This window comes from Candidatus Alcyoniella australis, assembly GCA_030765605.1.
Taxonomy (GTDB): domain Bacteria; phylum Lernaellota; class Lernaellaia; order JAVCCG01; family Alcyoniellaceae; genus Alcyoniella; species Alcyoniella australis.
Window position 1 is genome coordinate 1 of sequence record JAVCCG010000144.1, and the last position, 26545, is coordinate 26545.

18 protein-coding genes are annotated in these 26545 nt (G+C 61.5%); 14 read left to right on the top strand and 4 right to left on the bottom strand.

Going from position 1 to position 26545, the window contains the following annotated elements:
- The 10 genes from P9M14_17425 to carB all read left to right on the top strand — a co-directional run.
- On the top strand, positions 1–233 hold a 233-nt coding region (locus tag P9M14_17425; GenBank protein MDP8257530.1), incomplete at its 5' end, for a 4-hydroxythreonine-4-phosphate dehydrogenase PdxA.
- A gap of 69 nt (positions 234–302) precedes the next feature.
- On the top strand, positions 303–3137 hold the full coding sequence (uvrA, locus tag P9M14_17430; GenBank protein ID MDP8257531.1) for an excinuclease ABC subunit UvrA: 2835 nt from the start codon (positions 303–305) through the stop codon (positions 3135–3137).
- Between the two features lie 58 nt (positions 3138–3195).
- On the top strand, positions 3196–4395 hold the full coding sequence (locus tag P9M14_17435) for a peptidoglycan DD-metalloendopeptidase family protein (GenBank protein MDP8257532.1): 1200 nt from the start codon (positions 3196–3198) through the stop codon (positions 4393–4395).
- On the top strand, positions 4392–5744 hold the full coding sequence (locus P9M14_17440; GenBank protein ID MDP8257533.1) for a S41 family peptidase: 1353 nt from the start codon (positions 4392–4394) through the stop codon (positions 5742–5744). The genes P9M14_17435 and P9M14_17440 overlap by 4 nt, the downstream gene beginning before the upstream one ends.
- Before the next feature lie 14 nt (positions 5745–5758).
- Positions 5759–7024 carry a divergent polysaccharide deacetylase family protein gene (locus tag P9M14_17445; GenBank protein MDP8257534.1) on the top strand — a complete coding sequence of 422 codons (1266 nt, stop codon included), beginning with the start codon at positions 5759–5761 and terminating at the stop codon, positions 7022–7024.
- A gap of 300 nt (positions 7025–7324) precedes the next feature.
- On the top strand, positions 7325–7753 hold the full coding sequence (locus P9M14_17450) for an Rrf2 family transcriptional regulator (protein ID MDP8257535.1): 429 nt from the start codon (positions 7325–7327) through the stop codon (positions 7751–7753).
- 170 nt (positions 7754–7923) lie between these two features.
- A complete protein-coding gene (locus P9M14_17455) occupies positions 7924–8148 on the top strand; it encodes a heavy metal-binding domain-containing protein (GenBank protein MDP8257536.1) in 225 nt (74 codons plus the stop codon).
- A gap of 12 nt (positions 8149–8160) precedes the next feature.
- Positions 8161–10191, top strand: coding sequence for a glycoside hydrolase family 2 TIM barrel-domain containing protein (locus P9M14_17460; GenBank protein MDP8257537.1), 2031 nt, complete (start codon positions 8161–8163; stop codon positions 10189–10191).
- Positions 10188–10862: an NAD(P)H-binding protein gene (locus P9M14_17465; protein ID MDP8257538.1), complete on the top strand. Its 675-nt coding sequence runs from the start codon at positions 10188–10190 to the stop codon at positions 10860–10862. Before P9M14_17460 ends, P9M14_17465 begins: the two co-directional genes overlap by 4 nt.
- Before the next feature lie 37 nt (positions 10863–10899).
- Entirely contained in the window at positions 10900–14124 is a 3225-nt protein-coding gene (gene carB / locus P9M14_17470; protein MDP8257539.1) for a carbamoyl-phosphate synthase large subunit, read from the top strand.
- On the opposite strand, the gene P9M14_17475 is transcribed toward carB, so the two are convergent.
- Complete coding sequence (locus tag P9M14_17475; protein ID MDP8257540.1) at positions 14121–15782, bottom strand: glycosyltransferase family 39 protein; 1662 nt, start codon at positions 15780–15782, stop codon at positions 14121–14123. The two genes, carB and P9M14_17475, sit on opposite strands and share 4 nt — an antisense overlap.
- 47 nt (positions 15783–15829) lie before the next feature.
- The gene (locus P9M14_17480) at positions 15830–16999 is read right to left on the bottom strand and encodes a hypothetical protein (GenBank protein ID MDP8257541.1); all 1170 of its coding nucleotides are present in this window, start codon (positions 16997–16999) and stop codon (positions 15830–15832) included.
- A 167-nt stretch (positions 17000–17166) separates the two neighbouring features.
- Here P9M14_17480 and clpB point away from each other — a divergent pair, with 167 nt between their 5' ends.
- The 4 genes from clpB (at position 17167) to P9M14_17500 (ending at position 23567) form a co-directional block, all read left to right on the top strand.
- Entirely contained in the window at positions 17167–19749 is a 2583-nt protein-coding gene (gene clpB, locus P9M14_17485; protein ID MDP8257542.1) for an ATP-dependent chaperone ClpB, read from the top strand.
- A gap of 76 nt (positions 19750–19825) precedes the next feature.
- On the top strand, positions 19826–20917 hold the full coding sequence (locus P9M14_17490) for a hypothetical protein (GenBank protein ID MDP8257543.1): 1092 nt from the start codon (positions 19826–19828) through the stop codon (positions 20915–20917).
- Positions 20914–22587, top strand: a complete 1674-nt coding sequence (locus P9M14_17495; protein ID MDP8257544.1) for a hypothetical protein — start codon at positions 20914–20916, stop codon at positions 22585–22587. Before P9M14_17490 ends, P9M14_17495 begins: the two co-directional genes overlap by 4 nt.
- 209 nt (positions 22588–22796) lie before the next feature.
- The gene (locus tag P9M14_17500) at positions 22797–23567 is read left to right on the top strand and encodes an ankyrin repeat domain-containing protein (GenBank protein MDP8257545.1); all 771 of its coding nucleotides are present in this window, start codon (positions 22797–22799) and stop codon (positions 23565–23567) included.
- A 454-nt stretch (positions 23568–24021) separates the two neighbouring features.
- On the opposite strand, the gene P9M14_17505 is transcribed toward P9M14_17500, so the two are convergent.
- Both P9M14_17505 and P9M14_17510 read right to left on the bottom strand, forming a co-directional pair.
- Positions 24022–25626 carry a radical SAM protein gene (locus P9M14_17505; protein MDP8257546.1) on the bottom strand — a complete coding sequence of 535 codons (1605 nt, stop codon included), beginning with the start codon at positions 25624–25626 and terminating at the stop codon, positions 24022–24024.
- 284 nt (positions 25627–25910) lie between these two features.
- Positions 25911–26545: isoprenylcysteine carboxylmethyltransferase family protein (locus tag P9M14_17510; protein MDP8257547.1), on the bottom strand; the 635-nt coding region annotated here is incomplete at its 5' end.

Sequence of the window (26545 nt, forward strand, 5' to 3'; positions counted from 1 at the left end):
ACGGCGGATACGACGCCGTGGCCTGCCCGACCCACGACCAGGCGCTGATTCCGTTCAAACTGTTGCAGATGCACAGCGGGGTCAATTTGACCCTCGGCCTACCGATCGTGCGCACCAGCCCGGCCCACGGCACTGCCTTTGATTTGGCAGGCAGCGGCCGGGCCGACCCCGGCAGCCTACAAGCGGCGATTGTGTTGGCTGCCTCTCTTGCCTCTCGCCGCTCATCGTCATAATCTTGAATGTTTAATGGGGCGTTCCAAAAACGCTCCTTGTAACCCCATCTCGTAAGAAGTCAGTCGGATATGAGCAGCACACAGATCATCGTCAAGGGCGCCCGCGAGCACAACCTCAAGGGGATCGAGGTCCGCATTCCGCGCAACAGCCTGACGGTAATCACCGGGCTCTCGGGCTCGGGCAAGTCGAGCCTGGCCTTTGACACGATCTACGCCGAGGGGCAGCGGCGCTACGTCGAGAGCCTCTCGGCCTACGCCCGGCAGTTCCTCGAGCAGCTGGCCAAGCCCGACGTCGAATCGATCGAGGGCCTGTCGCCGGCGATCTCCATCGAGCAGAAGACCACCAGCCGTAACCCGCGCAGCACCGTGGGCACGGTGACCGAGATCTACGACTATTTGCGGCTGCTGTTCGCGCGCGTGGGTGAGCCGCACTGCCCCAGCTGCGGTCGGCCGATCAGCAGCCAGACCGTGCCGCAGATCGTCGATCAGCTGATGGAACTGCCCGAGGGCTCGCGGCTGCACGTGCTGGCGCCGGTGGTGCGCGGCCGCAAGGGCGAGTACCGCGGCGATTTGGAACGCTGGCTCAAGGCCGGGTTCATCCGTGCGCGGATCGACGGCCAGACGGTGGAGCTGGAGAATCCGCCCAAACTGGACAAGCGGCGCAAGCACGACATCGACCTGTTCATCGATCGGCTCAAAGTGCGGCCCGAGGCGCTGACGCGGTTGACCGACTCGGTGGAGACCGCGCTGCAGCAGGCCCAGGGCGTGGTGCTGATCGACGTGCCGGGTCACGGCGAGATGGTCTTCTCCGAGAAGTTCTCCTGCGCAAAGTGCGGCACGAGTTTCATCGAGCTCGAGCCGCGGCTGTTCTCGTTCAACAATCCCAACGGCGCGTGCGAGGACTGCGGTGGCCTGGGCACCAAGATGTACTTCGACGAGGAGCTGATCGTTCCCAATCCCACGCTCTCGGTGCGCGAGGGCGCGATCATCCCCTGGGAAAAAAAGGGCTCACCCTACCACTGGCAGATGCTCGAGGCGTTGGCCAAGCACTACAAGTTCGACATCCGTACGTCGTGGAAAAAGCTCGATCCGGCGGTGCGCAAGATGCTGCTCCACGGCTCGGGGAGCGAAGAGGTTAAATTTTTCTACGAGCGCCGCGGCATGCGGCACTTCTTCAAACGCCCGTTCGAAGGGGTGATTCCCAACATGGACCGGCGTTACCGCGAGACCGGCTCGGAGGCGATCCGCGAGGAATTTCGACGCTTCATGTCGGTGCGCCCCTGCCCGTCGTGCAAGGGTGCGCGGCTGCGTCCCGAGGCGCTGGCGGTCCACGTCGGCGGGATCAACATCCACCAGCTGGTGGGGCTCTCGATCACCGAGGCGCGGGCCTGGATCGACGCCCTGCAGCTCGATGCACGCCGCACGGAGATCGCCCGCCGGCTGATCAAGGAGATCCGCGATCGCCTCGACTTCATGCTGGCCGTGGGCCTGGACTACCTGACCCTGGAGCGCACCAGCTCCACGCTCTCCGGCGGCGAGGGCCAGCGCATCCGCCTGGCGACCCAAATCGGCGCGGGGTTGGTCGGCGTGCTGTACATCCTCGACGAGCCGAGCATCGGATTGCACCAGCGCGACAACCATCGGCTGCTGAGCACGCTCAAGCGGCTGCGCGATCTGGGCAACACGGTGATCGTGGTCGAGCACGACCGCGACACGATTCTCGCCGCGGACCACGTGATCGACATGGGACCGGGCGCGGGCGTATCGGGCGGCGAGGTGGTGGCCTCGGGCCCGCCGCAGCAGGTCATCGACAATCCCAACAGCCTCACCGGCGCGTATTTGCGCGGCAGCCGCAGCATCGCGCTACCCCAGCGCCGTCGTCAGCCGGGCAAGCGCCGACTGCGGCTGCGGGGCTGCAGCGAGCACAACCTGCGCAAGATCGACGTGGAGTTCCCCGTCGGACTGTTCACCTGCGTTACCGGCGTCTCGGGGTCGGGCAAATCCAGTCTGGTCAACGACACGTTGCACCGCGTCCTGGCGCAGCGGCTGTTCGGCGCCAAGCAGCGCGCCGGCGCACACGTCGAGGTCGACGGCCTGGCCTATGTCGACAAGGTGATCTGCATCGACCAGAGCCCTATCGGCCGCACGCCGCGCTCCAATCCCGCGACCTACACCGGCCTGTTCACGCCGATCCGCGACCTGTTCACCCAGCTGCCCGAGAGCCGCATGCGCGGCTACAAGCCCGGCCGCTTCTCGTTCAACGTCAAGGGCGGACGCTGCGAGGCCTGCCAGGGCGACGGGATCATCAAGATCGAGATGCACTTTCTGCCCGACGTCTACGTGACCTGCGAACAGTGCGCGGGCAAGCGCTTCAACCGCGACACGCTCGAGATCCGCTACAAGGGGGCCACCATCGCCGAGGTGCTGGAGATGACGGTCAACCAGGCGCTGCACTTCTTCCGCGCGGTGCCCGCGATCAACGGCAAGCTCGAGACCCTGGTCGAGGTCGGCCTGGGCTACGTCAAGCTCGGCCAGAGCGCCACAACGCTCTCCGGCGGCGAGGCCCAGCGCATCAAGCTGGCCAAGGAACTGGCGCGGCGCAGCACCGGCCGCACGGTCTACATTCTAGATGAGCCGACCACCGGCCTGCACTTCGACGACATCAACAAGCTGCTGGCCGTGCTCAATCGGTTTGCCGACGAGGGGAACACAATCGTGGTCATCGAGCACAACCTGGACGTGATCAAGACCGCCGACTGGATCATCGACCTCGGACCCGAGGGAGGCGACCGCGGCGGCACGATCGTGGCCCAGGGCCCCCCCGAGCTGGTGGCCCAGATCGCGGAGTCGCACACCGGACGCTTCCTGGCCCAGGTATTGGAACGCGACGCCGGGACCGCATGAGCGTGGTCGATCGGCCCGCGCGCCACTCCCGGCCGATTGTGTGGCACAATCTTTCTCGATGAGAGCCTCGACCGCCCTCACGCTTCTTGCGGCGTTGGCCTTGGCGGTGCTGTGCATTTTAGCGGCCGCTGCCCAGGACGAAGACGGGGATTCGCCGCAGGTCCAGCAGGCGCCGCCGCCGGAACAACGCGAGCAGTTGATCGAGCAGGAGCGCGAACGCGTGCGCAGCGACGCGCCGGGCATGCGCAACCTGCTGGCCGGCCTCGAGCTGATCGAGGAGCAGGAGCGGCACGCCGCGGACGAGCTGCTGCGGATCGACGGCGCCATGGCCCAGGTCGGTCACGACATTATTTTTACCGAGGCCGACAGCTACCTAACCCGCAGAGCGATCAGCCGCGAGGAGCTGCAGCTTTCACACCGGGTACGCTCGCTGTACATCCTCAGCCGCGGCGGCATGGCCCAAGTGCTGCTGGCCTCGCGGGATTTCTCCAACTTCGTGCTCGGCACGCGGCTGGTTAACCGGGTGGTCGAACGCGACCTTCGCCGGCTGCACCGCAACCGCGAGCATGTGATCAACCTGGCGCGGGTACGGCAACGGTTGCAACAGGACCGCGATTACCTCGAGCGGCTAAAGTCGCGCGCCGAGAGCCAGCGCTTTTGGGTCGATCTCGAGCGCCAGCGTCGGCTGGCGTTGATCGAGCTGATCAGCTCGGACCGCGCGCTGTACTCGCGGGCGGCCGGCGAGCGCGAGCAGGCGGGATTCGACTTGGCTGCGACCCTCGAGCGGCTGAGCGACGCGGGCACGCTGCAGCCGATCAGCGCGCCCCAGGGGCGCGCCTTCGCCTCACAACTGGGCAAGCTGCCGCCTCCGGCCGTGGGCAGCCTGCTGCGGACCTTCGGTCGGCAGGTGCACCCGCAATTCGGCACGGTCACTTTTTCCAACGGCGTGGGAATCGGGGCCGAGTTCGGAGCGCCGGTGCGGGCGGTGTATGCCGGGGTTGTGCGTTACGCCGGCAGCTTCTATGGTTACGGACGCGTGGTGATTCTGGACCACGGCGATAGATTTCATTCAGTATATGGGCACCTGGACGCGATTACGGTGTCACAAGGCGATAAGGTTTTACAGTCTGAGGTAATTGGAACCGTGGGACGCAGCGGATCGTTGGTCGGTCCGCAGCTCCACTTTGAAATACGACACAAAGGAAAATCGATCGATCCCCTGCAATGGCTGGCCTGGGGATCGCAGGAGGATCAATGAGTAAGCAAAGAACAAACCGCGGCCGGTTCACCCGGATCACGGTCGCCGTTTGCGTGGCGTTGGTTGCGGCCCTGTTGTTCCCCGCCGCAATAAGCGCGGTGGAGGAAAAAGTCTACGAGCCGCTACGGTTGTTCAACCGTGCGCTGAGCATCATCCAGGCGCGCTACGTCGACGATGTGGACATGCGCGAGCTGGTCTACGGCGCCATCGAGGGCATGCTGGCCAAGCTCGATCCGCACTCGAGCTTCCTCACGCCGGAGTATTTCAACGAGCTCAACGTCGACACCCAGGGTTCGTTCGGCGGACTGGGGATCGAGATCACCACTAAGGACGACTACATCCACGTGATCAGCCCGATCGAGGACACACCGGCCTGGAAGGCCGGGATCCGCGCGGGCGACTACATCGTGCGCATCGAGGGCCAGAGCACCAAGGGCATGGACCTGATGGAGGCGGTGAGCCTGCTGCGCGGTCCCAAGGGGACCGACGTGACGATCTCGGTAATGCACGAGGGCTACCCCGCTCCCAAGGACGTGACGATCACCCGCGCGATTATCCAGATCGTGGCGGTCAAGTCCCGAATGCTCGAGCCGGGCTACGGCTACGTCAAGCTGACGCAGTTCAACCAGAACGCCGATCGCGAGCTGAAAAAAGCCATCGACAGCCTCGAGCGCGAGGCCGGCGGCACGCTCAAGGGTTTGGTGCTGGACCTGCGCAACAATCCCGGCGGACTGCTCGACCAGGCCGTTAAAGTCTCCAACGAATTTATCGCCGAGGGACTGATCGTCTCGACACGCGGCCGCGCCTCGAGCCAGAACCTCGAGGAGCGGGCCACCAGATCGGGCACGCGCGACAATTTCCCGATGGTCTGCCTGGTCAACGGCGGCTCGGCCAGCGCCTCCGAGATCGTGGCCGGTGCGCTGCAGGACCACAAGCGCGCGGTGGTGGTCGGCACTCCGAGCTTTGGCAAGGGCTCGGTGCAGACGATCATCCGCCTCGACGACGGCTCGGGCCTGCGGCTGACCACTGCCAAGTACTACACTCCCGCCGGCCGCGACATCCAGGCCAAGGGGATCATCCCCGACATCCGGGTCGACGCCAGCCCCTACGCGGGCGAGGATGCGGAAAAGGTACGCTTCTATAAGGAGCGCGATCTTGAGAACCGGCTGCCCAACGATGAGGAGCAGCCCGCCCAAAGTTCTGCGCCGGACATGGACGCCCCGGGCTTCCTGCACGGCCTGGAGACTGAGGAGTTGCAACCGGCTTCCGAGGAGGAGCCCGACCCGCAGCTCGACCGGGCGCTGGAGCTGCTCAAGAGTTGGAGCATCTTCCAGGTCACCGGCATTTAACCTTTCAGGGTAGGGTGGCCGGCCCGCCGTTGATCCGTTTTCTCAAGCGCGCCGAGGAACTGCTGGGCAGGGCCTCGGCAGCGCACGTGCTGTTCATCGGCCTGGCCGGGCTCGCGCTGTTCCTGCTGATCACCGTGCCGCTGGTGTCGCTGATGGGCGATGCGCAGCCCGGGCAACCCGCACCGCAGCGAGAAACAGCGGTCGATCCGGCGTCGGCAGAGGGCGGCTCGTCCCCCGCGGCGCTGGCCGTGTCCGCCGCGGCGTTGGAATTTTTGGCCGACCTGGGCGTGACCCGCGAGGACTTCACCACCTTCTCCTCGGCCCAGGTTCCCGGCTCGTCCGAACCGCTACGCATTTGGGAGCTGGCCCTGCCCCACGGGCAGCAGGCCCAGGGTCTGGCCGAGCGGCTGGCCGCAACCCTGGTCGATCCGCAACATGGCGTGCGGGCCCAGGTGACGGTCTTTGACTCCAAGACCGCCCAGGTCGAGGTGACCATCGATGACGCGGCCACCCACAACATCCTGATCAGCGATCTGCGGGCCGAGATCGTCCCGGGCGAGGTGGTCTACGGCCACAACCTGCGCGACATCCCGCCGCCGCCGCACCTGACCCAGGGACCGGCCAAGGTGGCGATCATCATCGACGACATCGGCTACCGGCCGCAGATTGAGGCGGCGCTGCTTGAGCTGCCGGCGCAGCTGACTTTCGCCGTGCTGCCCCAATCGCCCTACGGCCGCGAGTTCGCACAGCGGGCCCACGACCAGGGGCGCTGCCTGTTGCTGCACCTGCCGCTGGAACCGTTGGATCGAGCGAACAACAACCCGGGTCCCGGCGCGCTGTTCGCGGCCATGGACGATGAACAGATCAAGCGCATCGTCGAGCAGGACATCGAGTCGGTGCCATTTATCGAGGGCGTCAACAACCACATGGGCAGCCGCTTTACCCAGGAACAGCGGCCGATGCGCACTGTGCTGCGCTTGGTGCAGGCCCACGGCCTGTACTTCATCGACTCGTTGACCACCGGACGCTCGTTGGCTTTCAGCGAGGCGCGCAGCCTCGGGGTGCCCACGGCGCGGCGCGACGTGTTCCTTGACCACGTTCCGTCCTACGAGCACGTGCTGGGTCAGCTCCAGCGCCTGGGCTCCCAGGCCAAGAGCCGCGGGTATGCCGTGGCCATCGGCCACCCCTACGAGGTGACCCTCGCCGCGCTGCGTAAGGGGCTGCCCGAGTTGGAGGCCCAGGGAGTGGTTGTTGTCCCGATTCGGGACATTGTTTATTGATCGGTCGATCAATCATGCCGATTAATTTTGTGATGTTGCTTACAAAAACAAGCCCGAGCACCTGATCAGATTGAAAAAAGTTATATATAAACAGTTAGTTATAATAAATGCGTGAATCATATGCATTTGAAAGTAAATAATGATATTTGTAACCAAGGATACTTATAATACGATTGATTCACATATAATTTAAGCGTTGACACTGCTCATGGGGCTGTGCTAAAAACTCGCACCTTTGAATAGGCAAAATCACGAAACCATGAGAACAAAATAAGAAACCACGGGAAAAAGGGTTAAAAAATGATCAAAATTAGCGCGAAGGCCGAGTACGCGGTGTTGGCAGTGATGGAACTGGCAATACGCAAGGAGAATCCCGAGCCGTCCAAGATCAGGGATATTGCCAAGGCGCAGGGGATTCCCGAGAAGTATCTGGTTCAGATACTGATTCAACTGCAGCGCGCTGATTTCGTCCGTTCGGTCAGAGGAGCCCGCGGCGGCTACAATCTGGCCATGGATCCCAACGAAATTAAGATCGTGGACGTAGTGGCGGCTGTGGACGGTCCGATCAAGGCTCCGAGCAAGCGCGGCAAACAGCAGGACAAGGCCCGCATAATGCTCAGCAGCCTGTGGGACGAGGTCTACAAGCGCACCTCCAACTGCCTGAGCGATATCACGATCAGCACCCTGGTCGCCCAGTATCAGGGCGGCGAGCAGATGTACTACATCTAGTCTGCCTGCAACGGCGAACGATGCCGAGTGTATCGGTCGCACAATAGAATAAGTCAATCAAGACCACGGGCTTGGCATATTGCCGGGTCCGTTGTTTTTTGCGACTGCGCTTCGGCTTGCCTGTTGCGCGGTTTGCCGCTAGTTTTGTCTTCCAAAACAGGGGGGATGAAATGAGCGTTAGCATGCGTGTGATCGTCCTGATTACGGTTCTGGCCCTGGGATTGACCACGGTCTGGCTGCTCAATCCGTCGCAGGCCGCTGCCCAGGGCGACGACCAGGGTGAAGACGGTGACGCCGACGTGATCTACGTCTGTCCCAACCATCCGGAGATCTGGTCGGAGAAGCCCGGCGTGTGCCCCAAGTGCGGCGCCACGTTGGTCAAGAAAACCAAGTAGCTTCCTCACGCATTGACCAAAAGAATTAACGCACGCGCGTTTCCGCGGGCTCTGTTCGCCGTCTGGATGCTCGTGATCATGTTTGCAGGCTGCGACGCGGGCGGTGATGACGACCAGGACAATGGGGATCAGCTACCTGCGCCGCTGCTGATCGAACTCGGAGCGGCCCCGGACGAGGTGCCGCTGCTGTGGGGCGTGGACCAGCCGTACCCCACGCGCTTTGATTCAACCCACCGCGATGCCCAGAGTCTCGACGGCCGCTGGCTGTTCACCGTTGATCCCGACGATCAGGGATTCGATCAAGCCTGGTATTCGCCGCAGTACGACCGCGCGGACTGGGACGGCCTGGAGGTCCCCGGCTCGTGGAACGCACTGCGGCCGGAGCTGTTTCGCTATCGCGGCCCGGCCTGGTACGCCCGCGGATTCACGGTTGCGCCGCGCGCAGGGCGCACGCGCCTGCGTTTCGGCGCGGCATTCCTGCGCGCCCAGGTCTGGGTCAACGGCAGCTACGTGGGTTCGCACAGCGGCGGGTACACGCCGTTTGAGATCGACGTTACCGACGTAATCCGGCATGGACAGAACCTGGTGGTGGTCCGCGTGGACAACCGCATCACTCGCGAGACGATCCCCTGCCTGACCCTGGCCAATTCCGAGGGGCACGGCTGGTATCCCTGGGGCGGTTTGACGCGCAGCGTCGTGCTCGAGCGCGTTGACGAACCCTATGTGGCCAAGGTCGACCCGGGCGCGAGCGTCGATCCGCAGACCTCTCGCGGATCGATCGACGCGCGGATCGTCTTGCATCGCATGACCCTCGGCTCAACGGATGCGACCGTGCGCGTGCTGGTCGAGGATCTCGAGGGCCGGGCTTTGGCCGACTCGGGCCAGGTGGCGCTCGAACCGTTCGAGTCGGGTAGCCGGGCCCTGGCCGCCACGGCAGAGCTGGGCGAGGTCGAGCTGTGGGACCACAACACGCCGCAGCACCAGTACCAGCTACGGGTGATCGTCGAGTCCGAATCGGGCCGCGACGAGACCGTGAGCCGCTTGGGCTTTCGCAGCTTCGAGGTGCGCGGACCCGATCTGTATCTCAACGGTCGGCGTGAGTGGTGGCGCGGGATGAACCGCCACGAGGACTGGCCCGGCGTGGGCGCGGCGCAGAGCGACGAATCGATCGTCAGCGACGTGGCGAGCATGCTCGATCTGGGCGTCAACCACCTGCGGCCCGCGCACTATCCGCCCGACCCGCGCTTCCTCGACGCCTGCCGCGACGCGGGAATCAGCCTGACTCTCGAGGTTCCGGTCTACCAACTCGACCTCTGGCAGTTAAACGACGAGGCGCTGCGCCTTGAGGCGCAGCAGCAGCTGGCCGAGATGATCGAGCGCGACCGCAACAACCCGGCGATCGTCGCCTGGAGCCTGAGCAACGAGATTTGGTCGATGGCTCCATCGGCCGAGCTGTTCATGTCCGGGATGAACGCCACGGCCAAACGTTTCGATCCTCGGCGGCCGACCATGGTCGTGTTGGTCGGCGACTTGCTCAATTGGTTCCCCGAGGAATTCGCAACATCCAACGCCGACATCGTCGGCGTGAACATCTACCTGGGCTGGTACAGCGGCACCCTGGGCGCGTGGGGACCGTTTCTCGATTCCCTTGAGCAGCGGTTCGCCGACCGGCCGCTGGTGATCTCGGAGTTCGGCACCGGCGCGCTGCAAGGGCGTCACCTGCCGGCTTTCCCGACCCAGGACGAGCCGCTGGACGACCACAGTTACTCTGAGGAGTTCCAGGCCGTGTTCCTGCAAAACGCCCTGGATGCCGTTGTCGCGCGGCCCTGGATCGACGGGACCATGCCTTGGTCGCTGACCGACTTTCGCTACGAGTGGGTGCCGGACACCGGCGTGCATCCGATTCCGTTTCGCAACCTCAAGGGGCTGCTTTCCCTTGATCGGATTCCCAAGCTGGGCTACGAATTCGTGCGACTGCAATATCAGGCGCTGGCCGCGGACGAGCTCTGGCCGTTGCCTGGAGATTCACAGGAAAACCGATGAACAAGACCGCTTTTATCGCCGGGGCCACGGCCTACACAACGCGCTACGTGCTCGAGCAGCCCAGTGACGTACAATTCCGATTGTGGCTGCGTCCGGACTCGCCGCACTTCGAGCGGTTCAAGGACGACCCGCGTGTGGTGATCGCGGCGAGCGACGACCAAAAGGCGCTGGCCGACGCAATGCGCGGCTGCCAGGCCGTGCTCTCGCTGATCGGCACGTTGCGCTCGCGCTTCAAGGCCGAGAACGTCAACTACGAAAGCGTGGACTTCGGGGTCAACCGCGCGATGATCGACGCTGCGGTGCGCGCCGGGATCGAGCACTTTTTACTGATGAGTTCTGCGGGCGCCTCGCCGCGCGGCGGCGCGTACCTGGCGGCCAAGTATCGGGCCGAGCAGCACCTGATCGCCTCGGGCTTGCCGCATACGATCTTCAGACCGGCCTACCTACTGGGCGGCGAGCGGCGCTTCGTGCCCGGCGTGGGCGCGCTGATGGCCGCGCTGGGCAAACTGCCGGGCCTGGGCGTGCTGATGGACGACTGGCGGCCGATCCCGCTGGAGGTCCTGGCCTGGAACTATCTGCGGCTGATCGAGTACGGCCCGGTCAACGGTGTGCTGCGCGGCCGCGACCTGTGGCAAGCCTCGCGCGCCGCGTTGACGAAGCCTGGAGAATAATCCAGGCTAGCCTCTTTTAATAACCTCAGGGAAGCGCATGCCCAAGTTGGAGCAAATCAAGAACGTACTGGTCATCGGCTCGGGTCCGACGGTGGTCGGCCAGGCCTGCGAGTTCGACTACGCCGCGTTGCAGGCCTGCCAGGCGTTGCGCGCCCACGGCTGCTGCGTGACGCTGCTCGAGTCCAATCCGGCCACGCGCTCGTCCGACATCGACATCACCGACCGCACTTATCTCGAGCCGGTCACGGCCGAGGTCTGCCGGCGGATAATCGAACGCGAACAGCCCGATTCACTGCTGCCCACGGCCGGCGGCCAGACCGGGCTCAACCTGTCTTACGAGTTGGCGCGTAGCGGCGTGCTGGACGAGTTCGGCGTATCGCTGCTCGGAGTGCCGGCCGAGGCCATCGAACTTTCCGAGGACCGCGAACAGTTCAAGGGCGCGATGGAGCGCATCGGCTTGCGGGTTCCGGACTCGGGCGTGGCGCGCTCGGTGGAGCAGGGGATGGAGATCGGCCTGCGCATCGGCTTCCCGCTGGTGATCAAGCCCGCATTTACCCTCGGCGGCATCGGCGGCGCCACGGTCTACAACCGCGACGAGCTGTCCGAGGCGCTGGTGCAGGCGATCCACGTCAGCCCGGTGGGCCAGACGTTGGTTGAGCGCTATTTACGCGGCTGGCGCGAGTTCGAGTGCTCGGCGCTGATCGATCGCAACGGGACCGTGCTGGTCGCGGTGGTGATGGAGGACCTCGATCCGATGGGCGTACACACCGGCGACTCGGCTGTGGTCGCGCCGGCGATCACCCTGGGTCCCCAACGCCACGCCGAGCTGATCGAGCTGTGCGGCCGCGCCCTGGGCGGACTGAAGTTGACCGGCTGCGCGGCGAGCATCCAGTTCGCCCTTGATCCAGATGGCGAAGAGGCGCTGCTGATCGAGGTCAATACCCGTTCGACGCGCAGTTCGACCCTGGCGATCAAGGCCACGGGCCTGCCGATCGCACGCATCTCGGCCGAGCTGAGTTTGGGCTTCACACTCGAGGAACTGCTCGGCGAGCTGCCGCCAAAGGGCTCGGCGCTGCTTTGCCCCGATGCGGGCCACTATGCAATCAAGCTGCCGCGCTTCGCCGCCAACCGTTTTCCGGGCCTCAGCCGACTGCTCGACACCTCGATGAAGAGCGTGGGCGAGGCTGTGGCCGTGGGCGACTCGTTTAACGAGGCGCTGCAAAAAGCGATCCGCGCCATCGAGATCAACCGCGCCGGGTTGGGCTGCGACGGCAAGGATCTGCGGCCCGAGCAACTCGACGACGAGGCGTTGCGCTCGCAGCTGATCAATCCCAACGACGAACGATTGTTCTATTTGCGAATTGCCCTGGGGCGCGGGATGAGCGTCGATCAGGCGGCGCAGCTGTGCGGCATGCGGCCCGAGGTGATCGAGAACATCAAGGCGATCAACGACGCCTGCGACGAGCTGGCAGGACGATCCCTGGACACACTGGACGCGCAACGGCTGCTCGAGCTCAAGGCCGAGGGTTTCTCCGATTTGCAACTGGCGTATCTGCTGGGAGCGACCGAGGAGCAGGTCCGGCAGCGCCGGCACGAGCTGGGCGTGGTTCCAGAATTTAAGCGACTCGCGATCAGCCCGTGCTACGAGGGCTTTGCCAGCCGCTATTCGACATATGCCCGCGGCTCGCAGCCCACTGAGATGGACGAGGGCCGCGACAAGGTGCTGGTCCTGGGCCCGGGCCCCAACCGCATCGGCCAGGGGATCCAGTACGACCACAGCACAGCCCACGCCCTGGCGGCCCTGGCCGGGCTGAACCTGCGCGGCCTGATCGTCAACTCCAACCCCGAGGCGGTGAGCACCGCGCCGATCGGCGCCCATACGCTGTACCTGGAGCCGTTGAGTCTCGAGCACGTGATCGAGGTCGTGCGCGCCGAGCAACCCCTGGGTGTGCTGGCGCAGTTCGGCGGCCAGTCGGCCCTCGAGCTGGCGGCGGCCCTGGATCAAGCCGGGGTGCGGCTGCTGGGCACGCCCGCCGAGGCGTTCGCCCTGACCCGCGATCACAAGCGGCTGTGCGATCTACTGACGGAGCTGGGGCTTAACCGGCCGGACAACGGCACGGCTCACGATTTGGAATCGGCCAAGGCCCTGGCGCTGAGCATCGGATACCCGGTGGTGGTGCGTCCGTACTACGCCCTGGGCGGCCGAGCGATGCAGATCGTCTACAACGAATCGCAGCTTACGCACTTCATCGGCTACGCCTCGCGCGGCGAGGGGATCGGGCAGATCCTGGTCGACCGCTTCCTGGACTACGCGGTGGAGGTCGACGTCGACGCGATTTGCGACGGCGTGGACGTGTTCATCGGCGGTATCGTCGAGCATATCGAGGAGGCCGGTGTGCACTCCGGCGACTCGGCCTGCGTGCTGCCGCCGCGCACGCTGTCCTTGGCGATGACCGAGGAGCTGTGCCGCCAGACCCGCGAGCTGGCGCTGAAGCTCGGCGTGATCGGACTGATCAACGTGCAGTTCGCGATCAAGGGCGAGACGATCTACGTGCTCGGGGTGACCCCGCGCGCCAGCCAGGCCGTGCCCTTCGTGACCAAGGCCACCGGAGCCCCGCTGGCGCAGCTGGCGGTGAAGGTGATCATGGGCGCGAGTCTACGGGAGCTGGGCTGCCTGGAGACGCCGCAGGTCAAGCACGTGGCGGTCAGGGAGGCGATCTTCCCCTTTGTGCGCTTCCCGGGAGTCGATCCGCGGCTGGGCCCGGAGATGAAGTCGGTGGGCGAGGTGATCGGCATTGACAGCGCTTACGGTATGGCGTTCATCAAGTCCCAGCAGGCGGCCGGGCAAATGCTGCCGACCTCGGGCCGCGCGTTCTTCAGCCTCAAGGATCAGGATAAGGGCGCGCTGGTGAGCATGGCCAAACGTCTGGTGCAGATGGGTTTCGAAATTATCGCCACCGAGGGCACGGCCGACGTGTTTCAGCGCCACGAGATCCCGGTGACCACGGTGCTCAAGTTTTCCCAGGGGCGTCCCAATTGCGTGGACCTGCTGATGAGCGGCGGGATCGACCTGATTATCAATACGCCTTCCCAGCGTCAGGCCCAGGGCGACGAGGGGCAGATTCGCACCAAGGCCTATGCCTACGGCGTGCCGCTGATCACCACGGTCAGCGGGGCCTACGCCGCGGTCAACGGCATCGAGGCCCTGCGCGGCAAACCGCAGCTCGAGGTGCGTAGCCTGCAGGAATATTTGAAAGGCTAATCGCTACGGCCGAACAGCAGCAGCTTTCTGTTGTTCGATTCTACGCGCTCGAGTTCGATGAACATCCCGCTGACATCGCGGCCATAGTACTCCATGCGTTCGACTTTGCCGGTCCGCGGATCGATGGTCGGCACCAACGCGCACGGCTCGGAGAATGGTGGAGTGGACGAGGCGGTCAGCCTGTTGTCCTCCAGCTCGACCACGATGAAATCCACGCGCTCGGCCGGCGGCCCGCCGCGTTCCGGGGACGGCGGGTTTTGGATCCAATTCCGCTTCTCGTCCCACGGCCGATCGGCCTGCATGAAGAAGTTGTTTACCGGCACATAGCACGAGTGCATCAGCACCAGGCAGGACGACTCGCGCGACTGGCACTCTGCAGTTATCGGCTTAAATACCTGCTCCACCTGCTGCCGGCTGAACCGCGGTTGCGAGAACAGCGTGTAGCCGATGCTCAAAGCCATGAATCCGACCGCGACGGTCGTCAAAAGGGCGCGCCGACGTTTGAACGGGTTCGCGTCCAACGCCAGACACAGCGGATATCCGATCACCGGCACCAGCGGAAGCAGATAGTAGGAGGTCTTGTTCCAGAACAGGACGCAGAACAGGATTCCGGTGAGGGAGGAGAAAAGTAGCATTCCGCCCACATGGTTGGGTCGCAGTATTCTGCGAGCGCCCCTGGTCGCGGGCAGCAGGCGCGAGCGGCCGATTAACATCAACAGCAGGGCCAACGGTGTGAGCCACTGGAACAGCGACCAAATCAGGAACGCCGCGTTGTTCAACGCAAACATCGGAGCCATGAAATAGAACGGGACATTGCTCTCCGATGCCAGGCGGACCTGTAGCTCGTCGGGTGTGATCCGCTGCACGCCCCAGTCGACGGCAAATCCCGCCAGGTAATACGGCGAACAAGCGATGAACACGATAGCGGCGAACAGCAGCGCCTGGTTGAACACGCGCCCCTTTTGCGTCGGATTTTCGCGCCAGGCCAGCACCAGCGCGTAGAGCGCCGTAGGGCCGATGAACAGCGGCATGCTGTAGTACAGCATCAGCGCCGCTACGCTGATTGCGGCCAAGCCCAGGGTGTCGCGGGTGCGCTCGAACACCCGGCCGCGGGCCACGATTGCGAACGCCAGGAAAAGCAGGGCCATGCACGGAAAGTTGTGCGAGTAGGCGGCAGCGGTCTTTAGAATGCCTGGGCTCAGGCAGACCAAGGCGGTGCCGATCAGGGCTGGACCCCTGCCCAGCTTGACGCGCAGCAACATGTAGAATCCGACGTTGAACGCCACGAAGAACGGCAGCATCACAATCAGCAGGTCGAGCCTATCATCCCCGAACGGCCTCAGCCCGCGAAACGGCAGAGTCGCCATATAGAGCAGCGGTGGGAATTTAACCTGAGAGTTGAACAGTAGGGCATAGAAGCCCGCCAGGGAATCGACCTGCGGGAGGTTCCCCTCGATGCTGAGCATGTTGTAGAAATCCCTGCGGTGTCCCTTGATCAGCGACAGGGCGAACATTGAGGCCAACCAGACGCTCAGCCCCCACGCGCAAAGCGAGATCAGCAGCAGCGCCGCTGCGGTTTTCAGGCGTTCGAGCGATGTCCTGTTGTTGGAGCCCAGGGCGATTCCCTTTCTTAAATAATCAGGATTGGCATAAGACAAAAAAGTCTATCACAGCGCCGGCCCGCTCCCGTAGGTTTTGTCCCGGCTCAGTCGCAGTCCGGGGTCAGCAGCAGGATGCGTCCCAGGGCGTCGGGGTCGACGTCGTCGTTGCGCCGGAAGAAAAACCGTACGTTGACCCGCAGGTCGTATTCATCCAGCGGTTCGACAAATGACAGCTGTTTCTCAAAGGAGTAATCGCGCTTGAGCATCGAGATCAGCGTTTGAACGTCTCGTTTGTTCCAGTTGTTTACGAGGTTGATGATCGCGATCTTGCGGAACTGCCCGCGGTACAGCTGGGATTGGATCTCCTTGAGCTGCGGGCCTTGCAGATCTTCGAGCCTGATCATGTAGGTCCAGCGTTGCAGTCGCCACATCCGCCGGTAGTTGTGCTCGTCGGTCGAGTACCACAGTTGGATGTTGCGGTCGGTCAGCTCCGGGGCCAGGTTGCATCGGCCGCGCGCGATGACCACGAATCCCATGCCATCGAGGTTTTCGGTCCGTTTCAGCCGGGAGTAGATCTGGTGGTGCATCGGCGGTTTGGCGGTCGCCTCGTCGCGCATCTTGTCGCCGATCTCGTCGATGGTATGGCTCAGCAGGTAGATCACCGTCAGCCAGGCCACCGCCTGCAGCAAGGTGGCCCATCGGCCCCGGGCCGCGGTGAAGATCCGGCCCGCGCCCAGCGCGAACAACAGGAACACCAGCTCGAGCACCGGGTAGAAGTACCAGTAGACATTGGCCCAGGTGCGGAAGTACAGCAGCACGCACAGCAAATAGCTGAGCACGATCATCATCCAGATCACGGCCTGAACCAGCACGTAGACCATTTTCAGCGCGACAACCGACTTGCCGAACACCAGGAACACCGTGAAATAGAACAGGAACATCCCGGCGAAGTAGCCGCGGGTATTGAACCTCCGATAATCGCGGTTGAACTGTCCCAACTTGTCCAGCAGCTCTTCGATGGCTTCGGGGTCGGCTTGGCCGTCGAGGCGGTCGACCACCAGTTCCCGCACCTGCAGCGAGAGCAGCAGCGGGTAGTAGGCGTAGCCGCTCTCGTGCATGTCCATGCTCGGGGCCGCCGGACTGTAATAGACTGTGCTCAGGCCGTAGAACAGCATGATGGCAATCAGCAGCAGGGCCGGCAATTGTTGCGAGCGCACTTTGCGGCCCAGCAGCAGCGATAGCCAGTCCATGCTGGGTTTGAATTGAAACTTCATGATTGTTCTCTTGATGATACGTCATCGATCGTATCGAGTATAAGTGTGGAAAAAATATTGAGGATGAAAGTGCATCTGATTGAATCAATGGTTACATTTTATCTGGGTCCGGCGGCGCATTGGGCTGCCGCGACTAATACAAGATGAGATAAGGAGATGAAATTATTATGAGAATGGATAAATTTACAGTTAAAGCCCAGGAGGCGCTCAGCGCTGCTCAGCGCGAGGCCGACAGCCGCAACCACCAGCAGGTGGAGCTGGCGCACCTGGTTCATGCGTTGATCGAACAACAGGACGGGCTGACCGCGCCGATCATCCGCAAGTGCGGAGCCGACTTCGAGGGGTTGCGGCGCACGATCGAGGCGATCCTCGACCGCTTGCCCCAGGTTGCGGGAGCTGACCAGGTCTACGCTTCCCAGGCGTTTCGCAAGGCTCTGGACGCGGCACAGGCCGAGGCCGAGCAGCTCAAAGACGAGTACGTCAGCACCGAGCATCTGCTAATCGCCGCGGGCGAGATCAAGGGCGATCCGGCGGCCGACGCGTTGCGCGCCGCGGGCATTGATCGCAGCTCGATCTACGCCTGCCTCAAGGATATCCGCGGCAACACCCGCGTGACCGACCCCAATCCCGAGGACAAGTACGAGGCGCTCAAGCGCTTTACCCGCGATCTGACGCAGCTGGCGCGCCAGGGCAAGCTCGACCCGGTGATCGGCCGCGACGACGAGATCCGGCGCGTGATTCAGGTGCTCTCGCGGCGCACCAAGAACAACCCGGTCTTAATCGGCGAGCCCGGCGTGGGCAAGACAGCAATCGCCGAGGGTCTGGCGCGGCGCATTGCCGACGGCGACGTGCCCGAGGGGCTCAAGCATACGCGGCTGCTGGCGCTGGACATCGGTTCGCTGCTGGCCGGGGCCAAATATCGCGGCGAGTTCGAGGACCGGCTCAAGGCCGTGCTCAAGGAGGTCTCCCAGGGCAACGGCACGATCGTGATGTTCATCGACGAGCTGCACACCATCGTCGGCGCGGGCGCTGCCGAGGGCTCGATGGACGCGGGCAACATGCTCAAACCGGCTCTGGCTCGCGGCGAACTGCACTGCGTGGGCGCCACGACGCTCGACGAGTATCGCAAGCATATTGAGAAGGACGCGGCCCTCGAACGCCGCTTCCAGCCGGTGATGGTCGAGCAGCCCAGCGTCGAGGACACGATCTCGATTTTGCGTGGGCTCAAGGAGCGCTACGAGGTGTACCACAAGGTGCGGATCCAGGACGCGGCGCTGGTGGCCGCGGCCACGTTGAGCAACCGCTACATCACCGCGCGCTTTTTGCCGGACAAGGCCATCGATTTGATGGACGAGGCTGCCTCGTGCCTGCGCATCGAGAACAGCTCAATGCCCGCCGAGCTCGACGAGACCCGTCGTCAGCTAATGCAGCTCGAGATCGAGCGCGAGGCGTTGCGCAAGGAGCGCGACAAGGCGAGCAAGGAGCGGCTGTCCAAGATCGAATCGCAGATCGCCGAACTCAAGGAGTCCTTCGACAGCCAGCGCGCCCAATGGGAGCTGGAGAAGGGGATCATTGAGCAGATCAACGACGTGCAGTCGCGCATCGAGCAGGCCAAGATCGACGAGCAGAACCTTGAGCGCCAGGGCGAACTGGGCAAGGTCGCCAAAATTCGCTACGGCCTGTTGGGCAAACTCGAGTCCGAGCTGACCGGTTTGCAGGCCAAGCTGGCCGACGCTCAATCCGAGATCAAGATGCTCAAAGAGGAGGTCGGCCCCGAGGACATCGCGCAGATCGTCGGCAAGTGGACCGGCATTCCGGTCTCGCGGATGATCGAGGGCGAGCGCGATCGGCTGCTGCACCTCGAGGATTCGCTGCGGCAGTCCGTGATCGGCCAGGACGAGGCGATTTCGATCATCGCCAACGCGGTGCGTCGCGCGCGCGCCGGGATCCAGGACCCCAACCGGCCGCTGGGCTCGTTCATCTTCATGGGCCCCACGGGCGTGGGCAAGACCGAGCTGGCCAAGGCCCTGGCGCGTTTTCTGTTCGACACCGAGCAGGCCATGGTGCGCATCGACATGAGCGAATACATGGAGAAGCACTCGGTGAGCCGTCTGATTGGCGCGCCTCCGGGATACGTGGGGTACGAGGAGGGCGGACAGCTTACCGAGGCGGTGCGGCGCAGGCCGTACTCCGTGGTGCTGTTCGACGAGATCGAGAAGGCGCACCCCGAGGTGTTCAACGTAATGCTGCAAATCCTCGACGACGGTCGCCTGACCGACAACCAGGGCCGCACGGTCGATTTCCGCAATACGATCCTGGTGATGACCAGCAACATCGGCAGCCAACACATCGCGCAAATGGCGGGCGACGCCGACAAGGTGCGCGACGCGGTGTTCGAGGCGATGAAGCAACACTTCCGCCCCGAGTTCCTCAACCGCATCGACGATTTGATTATCTTCAACAGCCTGGGACGCGACGCTATCGTCAAGATCGTGGACATCCAACTGCGCAAACTCGACGAGCGCCTGGCCGAACGCAAGATCAAGCTCGAGCTCAGCGACGCGGCCAAGCAACTGATCGCCGACGCGGGGTACGACCCGGTCTACGGCGCGCGACCTTTGCGCCGCGCATTGCAACGCATGGTGCTCGACCCACTGTCGCGCGAGATGCTCGCCGGCGAGATCCCCGACGACTCGACCGTCAAGGTCGAGGTTGACGGCCAAGGCGGCCTCAAGCTCATAAGCGCCTAAACACACAACGGGACCGCCCACGAAGGGCGGTCCCTGATTTGTCATATAGAAGATATTTATAGTAAACTTTCGCAAAATGAAGCAGTACGACTGCGTTCAGCAGGATCGCCGCGTGATCAATGGTCGGCGGACGGGAGAGCGCCTGGCATGGGCGTTGGCCGTGGTCTGCCTGTTGTGGACCGTCGGCGCCTGCTCTGATCAGCGGGAAGGGACGCAGGGCCGCGGCGCGGGCACTGCCTGCGATGGCGGCCCGTGCGTGCGCGAGATTGCGCTGCAAGCCGGGCTGAACGAGCCCCGTGATCCGGCGGAAGAGTTCGCCGACTATCTGCGGTTCACGGAGCTGGCCGCGGATCATGCGCGGCCGATCCCGCCCAAGGGGCTGGGGAAGATCATCGACCGCTGCCTCAACGGGACGCTCGGTTCAATTGCTCAGCGGGTTGATGCCGATCAGCTGCGCGCGGTTCTGCTCCACGAGCTGAACATCGGCTTCCTGGTCCAGGGCATCGAGCAACGTCCGCTGACAGTGGCAGCTTCGCAGCCCATCGAACATCCGAACTATCTCGAGCGCAGGCTGGTGTTCGACGACCCGTTCGTCGGACGCTTCCGCGCGCTGCTGCTCAGGCCGCGCGAGGCGGGCCCGCACAGCGCAATAATCGCCAGGCACGGACACCGGGACGACGAATCGACCTTTGTCGAGCTCTACGGCGGCAGGCGGCTGGCTGAGGCGGGTTTCGTGGTCCTGGTTTTGCAGTCGCGCATCTGCGGCGCGGACGAGCTCGAGGACCGGACCGCGCGGCTGCTGCTGGGCAACGGCTTTACGCTGATCGGCCTGCGTTGCTACGAGAGCCTGCTGGCCCTGCGCTACCTGGAGCAGCTCCAGGGCGTGGACAACGGGCGCATCGGCCTAGTGGGGCATTCCGGCGGCAGCGTGGTCAACAACCTCACGGCGCGCATCGACCCGCGATTCAAGGCGGTGGTGATCGACTGTCCGGGCCGCTGGGTCAACGTGATCAACGGCCGGATCGTGGATGAGACCGCGCCCGGACTCTACCCCTATCGCAAGCAGCTCAACGACTTCAGTTCGATCCCCACGCAGACGCTGGTCGTGCCCTACGGCTACGCAGAACAGGTCGAGGACATGGTCGAATTCCTGCAGGACGAGCTGTGAAACGCGCCGCAGCCGCCACAGGGCAGGGGAAAGGCGGCCGCCTGCTGTCCGGCCAGGCCTATTTGGTGCGCGCTGGTTTAGTTGGCCTGGTCTATTTTCAGATCGTGTACGGCGCGATCAAGGACAACGTCAATCCCAAAGATCTGTTCTCCCTGGTGAACTACATCGCGGAGTTGGACGTATACCGCAACGTGTTCTACGCCGCGTTGCCCGCGGCCGTGCTGCTGCTGTTGACGCCGTGGAGCGCGAAGAGCAACAGCAGGGCCGGGCGTGTTTTGATCGCCCTGCTGTGCCTGGCGGCCGGGGCGGTGTGCGGCCTGTTGATCGTGATCAGCAACGTATCGGTCAGGCCCGGGGCGCTGCAGCACACCGCGCTGATCGCGCTCTCGGCCTGGTACGTGGGGATCAACGTCTTGCTGTTCGTCCTGTTCTCGCTACGCGGCGACCTGGCCGTTAAATACGGAGCCGCCGTATCCCGGATGTTTGTACTGGCCGACGTGCTGTTTCCCGGAGCGCTGTGGCCCGTGTATCGAGCGGTCAACCGCGGCCCTCTGTTCCGGTTGACAAAGGCGGCGCCGGTCCTGGCGATGCTGCTGGTGCCGCTGTTGCCCTGGGTCCTGGTGCCCATGGAGCAGATTTCGACCAAGGGCTCGCCGCAGCTCAATCTTGATCCGGCCGTGCATATCATGCCCGGAGTGCCTGAGACCTATTACCAGGTGATGTTTCTGGACAGTGGCCGCAGCCTGATTCTCACCCGCGATCACGACGGAACAATCGACAGGTTCGACGCCGATTTGTTCGAGCGGATCGCATCGCACATTGTCGATGATCAACCGCGCGTGGCCTCGATGCTCCAAGACAGCGGCGACGGCCTGCTGTACTACGTCGATCCCAAGCTTGGACGGTCTGTGCTGATCGACCCGCTCTCCCTTGAAATCCGCAAGACGATCCAGATGCGCAACCGTGTCGACGACGTGATGCCAAACTGTTTCTGGAGGTTGTTGTCAACGCCCTCCGATGGCTTGATCACCGCCTTTTGCCCCAATTCCCTGGTCTCGATCGAGCCCTCGGGCCGCTCGATCCAGGCATCCTTTGCCGCTGACATCCGCCACGCGGTTTTCGACGGCGCCCAAGGCCGGATTCACCTGGTCAAGTCCGACCCGGGCTGTCTGCTCGGGCTCGATGCCCATACGCTGCAGTTGACGGGGCAGGCGAGAATCCCGGACAACGCGGGGCACATCGTTCTGGACGAGCAGGCGCGCCTGCTGTACATCGCACTGCCGCTGCAGGGCCAAATCCTGGTCATGGACGCGGACGACTATCGCACGCTCGAACACGTCCGCGCGTTTCCCGGGGTGCGCGTGCTGTTGATCGACAGGCCCGGCGACCGGCTGTTCTGCGCGGGCATGTCGCCACTGTTGGAGATTCGGCGCCTGAGCGACCTGAGCCTGATCGATCGGCTGGAGATACCCCCTTGGTCGCGCTGGATGGCCCTGGATCAGGCGGGCAACAAGCTGTTCCTCACCTCGTTCTCGTACGGCCTGGTTACAGTCGACCTCAACGTGGTGGCCCAGGGCTCGCCGCGCAGAACGCTCCTGAGACACGATCCCTTCTACTCGGCCTGCACCGTGCCGACCGGCCTGGTCCTGCGCCTGATCGGCCTGCAATGATCCGACGGCCAAGGCGGCCTCAAGCTCGAAAGCGCCTAAACACACAACGGGACCGCCCGGATAGGGGCGGTCCCGCAATGCCTGCCAATGATTATTTCAGAGGGAAAGCCATCGCATGTTCAAGAAATATGTTATTATAAAATTAGACGTATCGCATTATAATTAGGGAGGTGCCTAGTTAAAAAGGGCAAATCAATCGAATTCCATAAATGAAGACAAAGGAGAAAGAAGTGAAAAAAATAGTGCTATTTTTAGTCGTGATATCTTTGAGTTGTCTTTGTAGCACTTGTAAGCAGAAATCTTCCAATGAAACCGTGGTTCCGGCACAGAAAATGGTCCAAAACGAGTATCGCCAAGACGACATCGAAAATCTTGCTTCAGGGGCTGAAGTAGAAACAATTGAAAGCAATTCAGGTATATCTGAAGAATTACAGGAAGTTTCAGAAAACAAAAATTCTAGCCAAGATGCTATAGAAGCTGCTAGTAAAGAGAAGGATATTTTTGCAGCAGCACTGAATAATGATTTGCTGGCAGTAAAAGGGTTTCTTTTAAATGGCGTAAGTCCCAACAGAAAAGAGCCATCTGGTGGTTGCGTGTTGATGGTTGCAGCACAAGAAGGGAATTTAGATATAGTCAAATTACTAGTTGAAAAAGGAGCGGTCGTTGATTGTAAAGACAATACAGGGTGGACTCCCCTCGGTCAGGCGGCTAGCGGGGGTCATTTAGATGTATGCAAATATTTAGTAGAAAACGGGGCAAACGTAAATGCAAAGGACAAAACGGGTTGGACGGTACTTCACGCTGCGGCTATAAATGGACAACTGGAGCCAACAAAGTTTCTTATCGAGAACGGTGCAAGGACTAATGTCAAGGCAGGCAACGGCTGGAGTCCACTTGATGCTTGTAGGTCGCCAATGGGGCAAACAAAACCTCAATGGCACGAAGTAGTGAAAATTCTTCAGGAACACGGAGGAAGTTAAAGTATTTTCCGGAGACGGCATATAGAAATCGAAATTTATTATTATATTAATACAATAGCCAGATACCGACAAATTCAGCCCGCGCACCAAGATTCTTCGTCTGCGGCTCAGGATGACGGAAAGCGAAGGATAACTAGCACTTACTAGGCCACACACCGCCCGCTGGGCGTCATTCTGAACAAAGTGCAGAATCTACTTTCGTAGAGCTAAATTTCAGCCCGGCGGGAAATGAGGTCAGGCGCGGGTAATCGCCTCAACGGCCGTGGCGAGTTTGGCATTGGGTTGTGAGAGCATTTCGTCCCACAGGTCGTATTCGAAAAAGTCGACGTGCAGGCCGCGGCGGGTCAAGGTCCATCCGTTGGAACGGTCGAAACTCGAGAGAGTGCCGGGGACACGAAATGTAAATCAGGGGAAATTATACTTGTCTATATAGTCTGAATAGAGAAAATTATGATCAAGATATTCGTTTGGTTCGGCCCAAGGCCACGAAATATAACTCGTCAAACCATTTCCGTAGTTTGGACAACTGCTTGTATTTGGGATCGAATGTACGGCGAATCCTCCGGTATAAACTCAGCAAGCGCGGGAGCCGAAGCGGCCAGCTCTGGGTCTTACGCACTATTTCTCGCTGGAAGTACCAGGAATGCAGCCATCTTCGCTGCAAGACCGCGCTTTCGTCAAGGCCGCCTATTTCTTCGTAATGTATATTTTCCCGCGTGAAAAGAGTGGGGCCGATTTGATCGATCAATTTGATTTTAAAATTATCTGGATTATAGAATAGCGGCGATGCCCGCACCAATTTCAGCGGACACACTTCAACAATGCAACCGTACTTCATTTTTATTGCGGCGGCATCTCGGGCTACATCAATGATGGTCGTTGTTTTTTCAAAGGGCCATCCGATGATGAATGAGCATTTCTGATTTATTCCACATTTCGCTGCGGTTTTTATTGTTGACAATGCCTGCCGACCGTCAAATGGCTTGTTGATGCTACGCAAAATAGTATTATCCGTACTCTCAATACCCCAGGAGACAAAGTCGCATCCAGACCTTTTCATTTTTCGGAGCAAGGCTTCTGTTATATGGTTGGTTATCGCATAGCTTTTCCACTTAAGATCGCTACCTGCAAAATGGTCGCAAAACGCCTCGAGCAATTTGGGATTGTTGTTGATTGCCGAGTCGTAAAAAAGAAAATGGTTGCTGTCATATTCTTTTCGTAGCTGATCTATCTCGGCGGTTATCTTACTTATTGATTTGTACTCCAACCGCGACACGCTGCGATGGGAGCAAAAAGAACAATTTTGCGAACAACCACGAGAGAAACGATATGGCAGCCAGCACGCACCGTTGCTGTCCGTATATTGCCGAAGAGACAGACCGGCGAAGGATGCCGGCGGCTCGCTCTCGATATGTGAATCATCAGAAGCGCTGGTTACAACCTGACCGTTCTCTCTGTATATAATGCCCGGCGTACCCTGAATGGGGGCGCCATGGAAAAGATGGTCTGCAATACCATTGAGCGCCGCAGGTCCGTCAGGCTGGATGCAGAGGAAATCCACAGTATGTAAAATTTCCGCTATTGCTTCGGGAGACGACGCCTGAGCAAGAACGATAAAGGGACCGCCAAAAATAATTTGTATATCCTCATTATACCACTTGCAGATCATTGCCAATAGATAGCTGGAACGCAAAGCGCTTTGTGACATGATTGTGAAGCCCACAGCCGCGATATCGTCGAAATATTTTAAAAAAAGATTTTTAGTTATGCGCTTCTCTTCGCTGGAGAGGGAATGGAAATCAATTTGCGCATTCGATCTCAGGCCTTCCAGATATTGATCGAGCAATGCAAGCTCGGTTTTATCAAACTTTGGCAACCCATTATTTAGATATACCAATCGATTGAAATCGATTATCTGCGTGTTAATATCGGGGAAGTTATTTTTCAGGCTTGAGGCGAGCACTCCAACGCCATAGGGCAAGGTCGCGGACCCAAAGAGATCATTGGTATCGGATCGTGTAAACCTTCTTGATGGTTGAATCAGTGCAATGTTCTTCATGGAAATCCTAAAAGATTATTTTCAAGAACCAGAAACAAATTATATTCTAGCGGCTAAGATTAGTAAACGATAATCTGCACTGACGTCCAAGAATAAATCTGTTTTGGACAAGAGTGATTTTCGACAAATTAAGCCTTTGCACCAAGGTCCTTCGTTTGCGGCTCAGGATAACGATTGACTTAAGATAATCAGCAGTTACTACGATGATCGCCGCCCGCTGGGCGTTATCCTGAATAAAGTGAAGAATCTACTTTCGCAGCGATGAATTTCTGCCCGGCGGAATATTATTGGATAAAGGGTGAGCTGCGCAGCAGCCCCAGGCCGGGCATAAAACGGCCGACTCGTCCGGCGTAGCGCAAATACGCCTCGCCGTGCAGCGCGACCAGGTGCCGCTCCTCGATCCGCACCTGCACGCTGATCAGCGCAAACACCAGCACCATCACCGCGATCGTCCAGGCCGATGGAGTGATCGCCGCCATGCCGCACAGCGTGACGATCATCCCGGCAAAGATCGGATTGCGGCTGAGGCTAAACAGGCCGCGTTGCACCAGGGCTGTGGGCCGATCATCCACGCCCACACGCCATGCCTCGCCCATATGACGCTGCGCCAGCAACGTGATCGCAGTGCCCAGGACCAGCAGCATCCAGCCGACGGCGCTCACCCATCGCGGGGTGCTGAGCACGCCCAGGGTCTGCGGATCAATGCGCCAGTAGAGGATGCTCCAGAAAAACAGGCCCAGCAGCAGCAGGCCGAAGAGCACGCCGATGGTGCGCGCCACCACCCCGGATTCCCGATGGATCACCAGCGGGCAGACCCCGTGATTGCGCCAGACGCGGATTGTGGGCAAAACCAGGGCGATCACCAGGTAGACGCTGACTGCGATTGGAAATGCGATGCATTCCATTGTTTCCCTTCCGG

Coding starts and splice junctions, on each gene's coding strand:
- uvrA (MDP8257531.1), top strand. CDS start 303: ATGAGCAGCACACAGATCATCGTCAAGGGCGCCCGCGAGCACAACCTC.
- P9M14_17435 (MDP8257532.1), top strand. CDS start 3,196: ATGAGAGCCTCGACCGCCCTCACGCTTCTTGCGGCGTTGGCCTTGGCG.
- P9M14_17440 (MDP8257533.1), top strand. CDS start 4,392: ATGAGTAAGCAAAGAACAAACCGCGGCCGGTTCACCCGGATCACGGTC.
- P9M14_17450 (MDP8257535.1), top strand. CDS start 7,325: ATGATCAAAATTAGCGCGAAGGCCGAGTACGCGGTGTTGGCAGTGATG.
- P9M14_17455 (MDP8257536.1), top strand. CDS start 7,924: ATGAGCGTTAGCATGCGTGTGATCGTCCTGATTACGGTTCTGGCCCTG.
- P9M14_17465 (MDP8257538.1), top strand. CDS start 10,188: ATGAACAAGACCGCTTTTATCGCCGGGGCCACGGCCTACACAACGCGC.
- carB (MDP8257539.1), top strand. CDS start 10,900: ATGCCCAAGTTGGAGCAAATCAAGAACGTACTGGTCATCGGCTCGGGT.
- P9M14_17480 (MDP8257541.1), bottom strand. CDS start 16,999: ATGAAGTTTCAATTCAAACCCAGCATGGACTGGCTATCGCTGCTGCTG.
- clpB (MDP8257542.1), top strand. CDS start 17,167: ATGAGAATGGATAAATTTACAGTTAAAGCCCAGGAGGCGCTCAGCGCT.
- P9M14_17490 (MDP8257543.1), top strand. CDS start 19,826: ATGAAGCAGTACGACTGCGTTCAGCAGGATCGCCGCGTGATCAATGGT.
- P9M14_17500 (MDP8257545.1), top strand. CDS start 22,797: ATGAAGACAAAGGAGAAAGAAGTGAAAAAAATAGTGCTATTTTTAGTC.
- P9M14_17505 (MDP8257546.1), bottom strand. CDS start 25,626: ATGAAGAACATTGCACTGATTCAACCATCAAGAAGGTTTACACGATCC.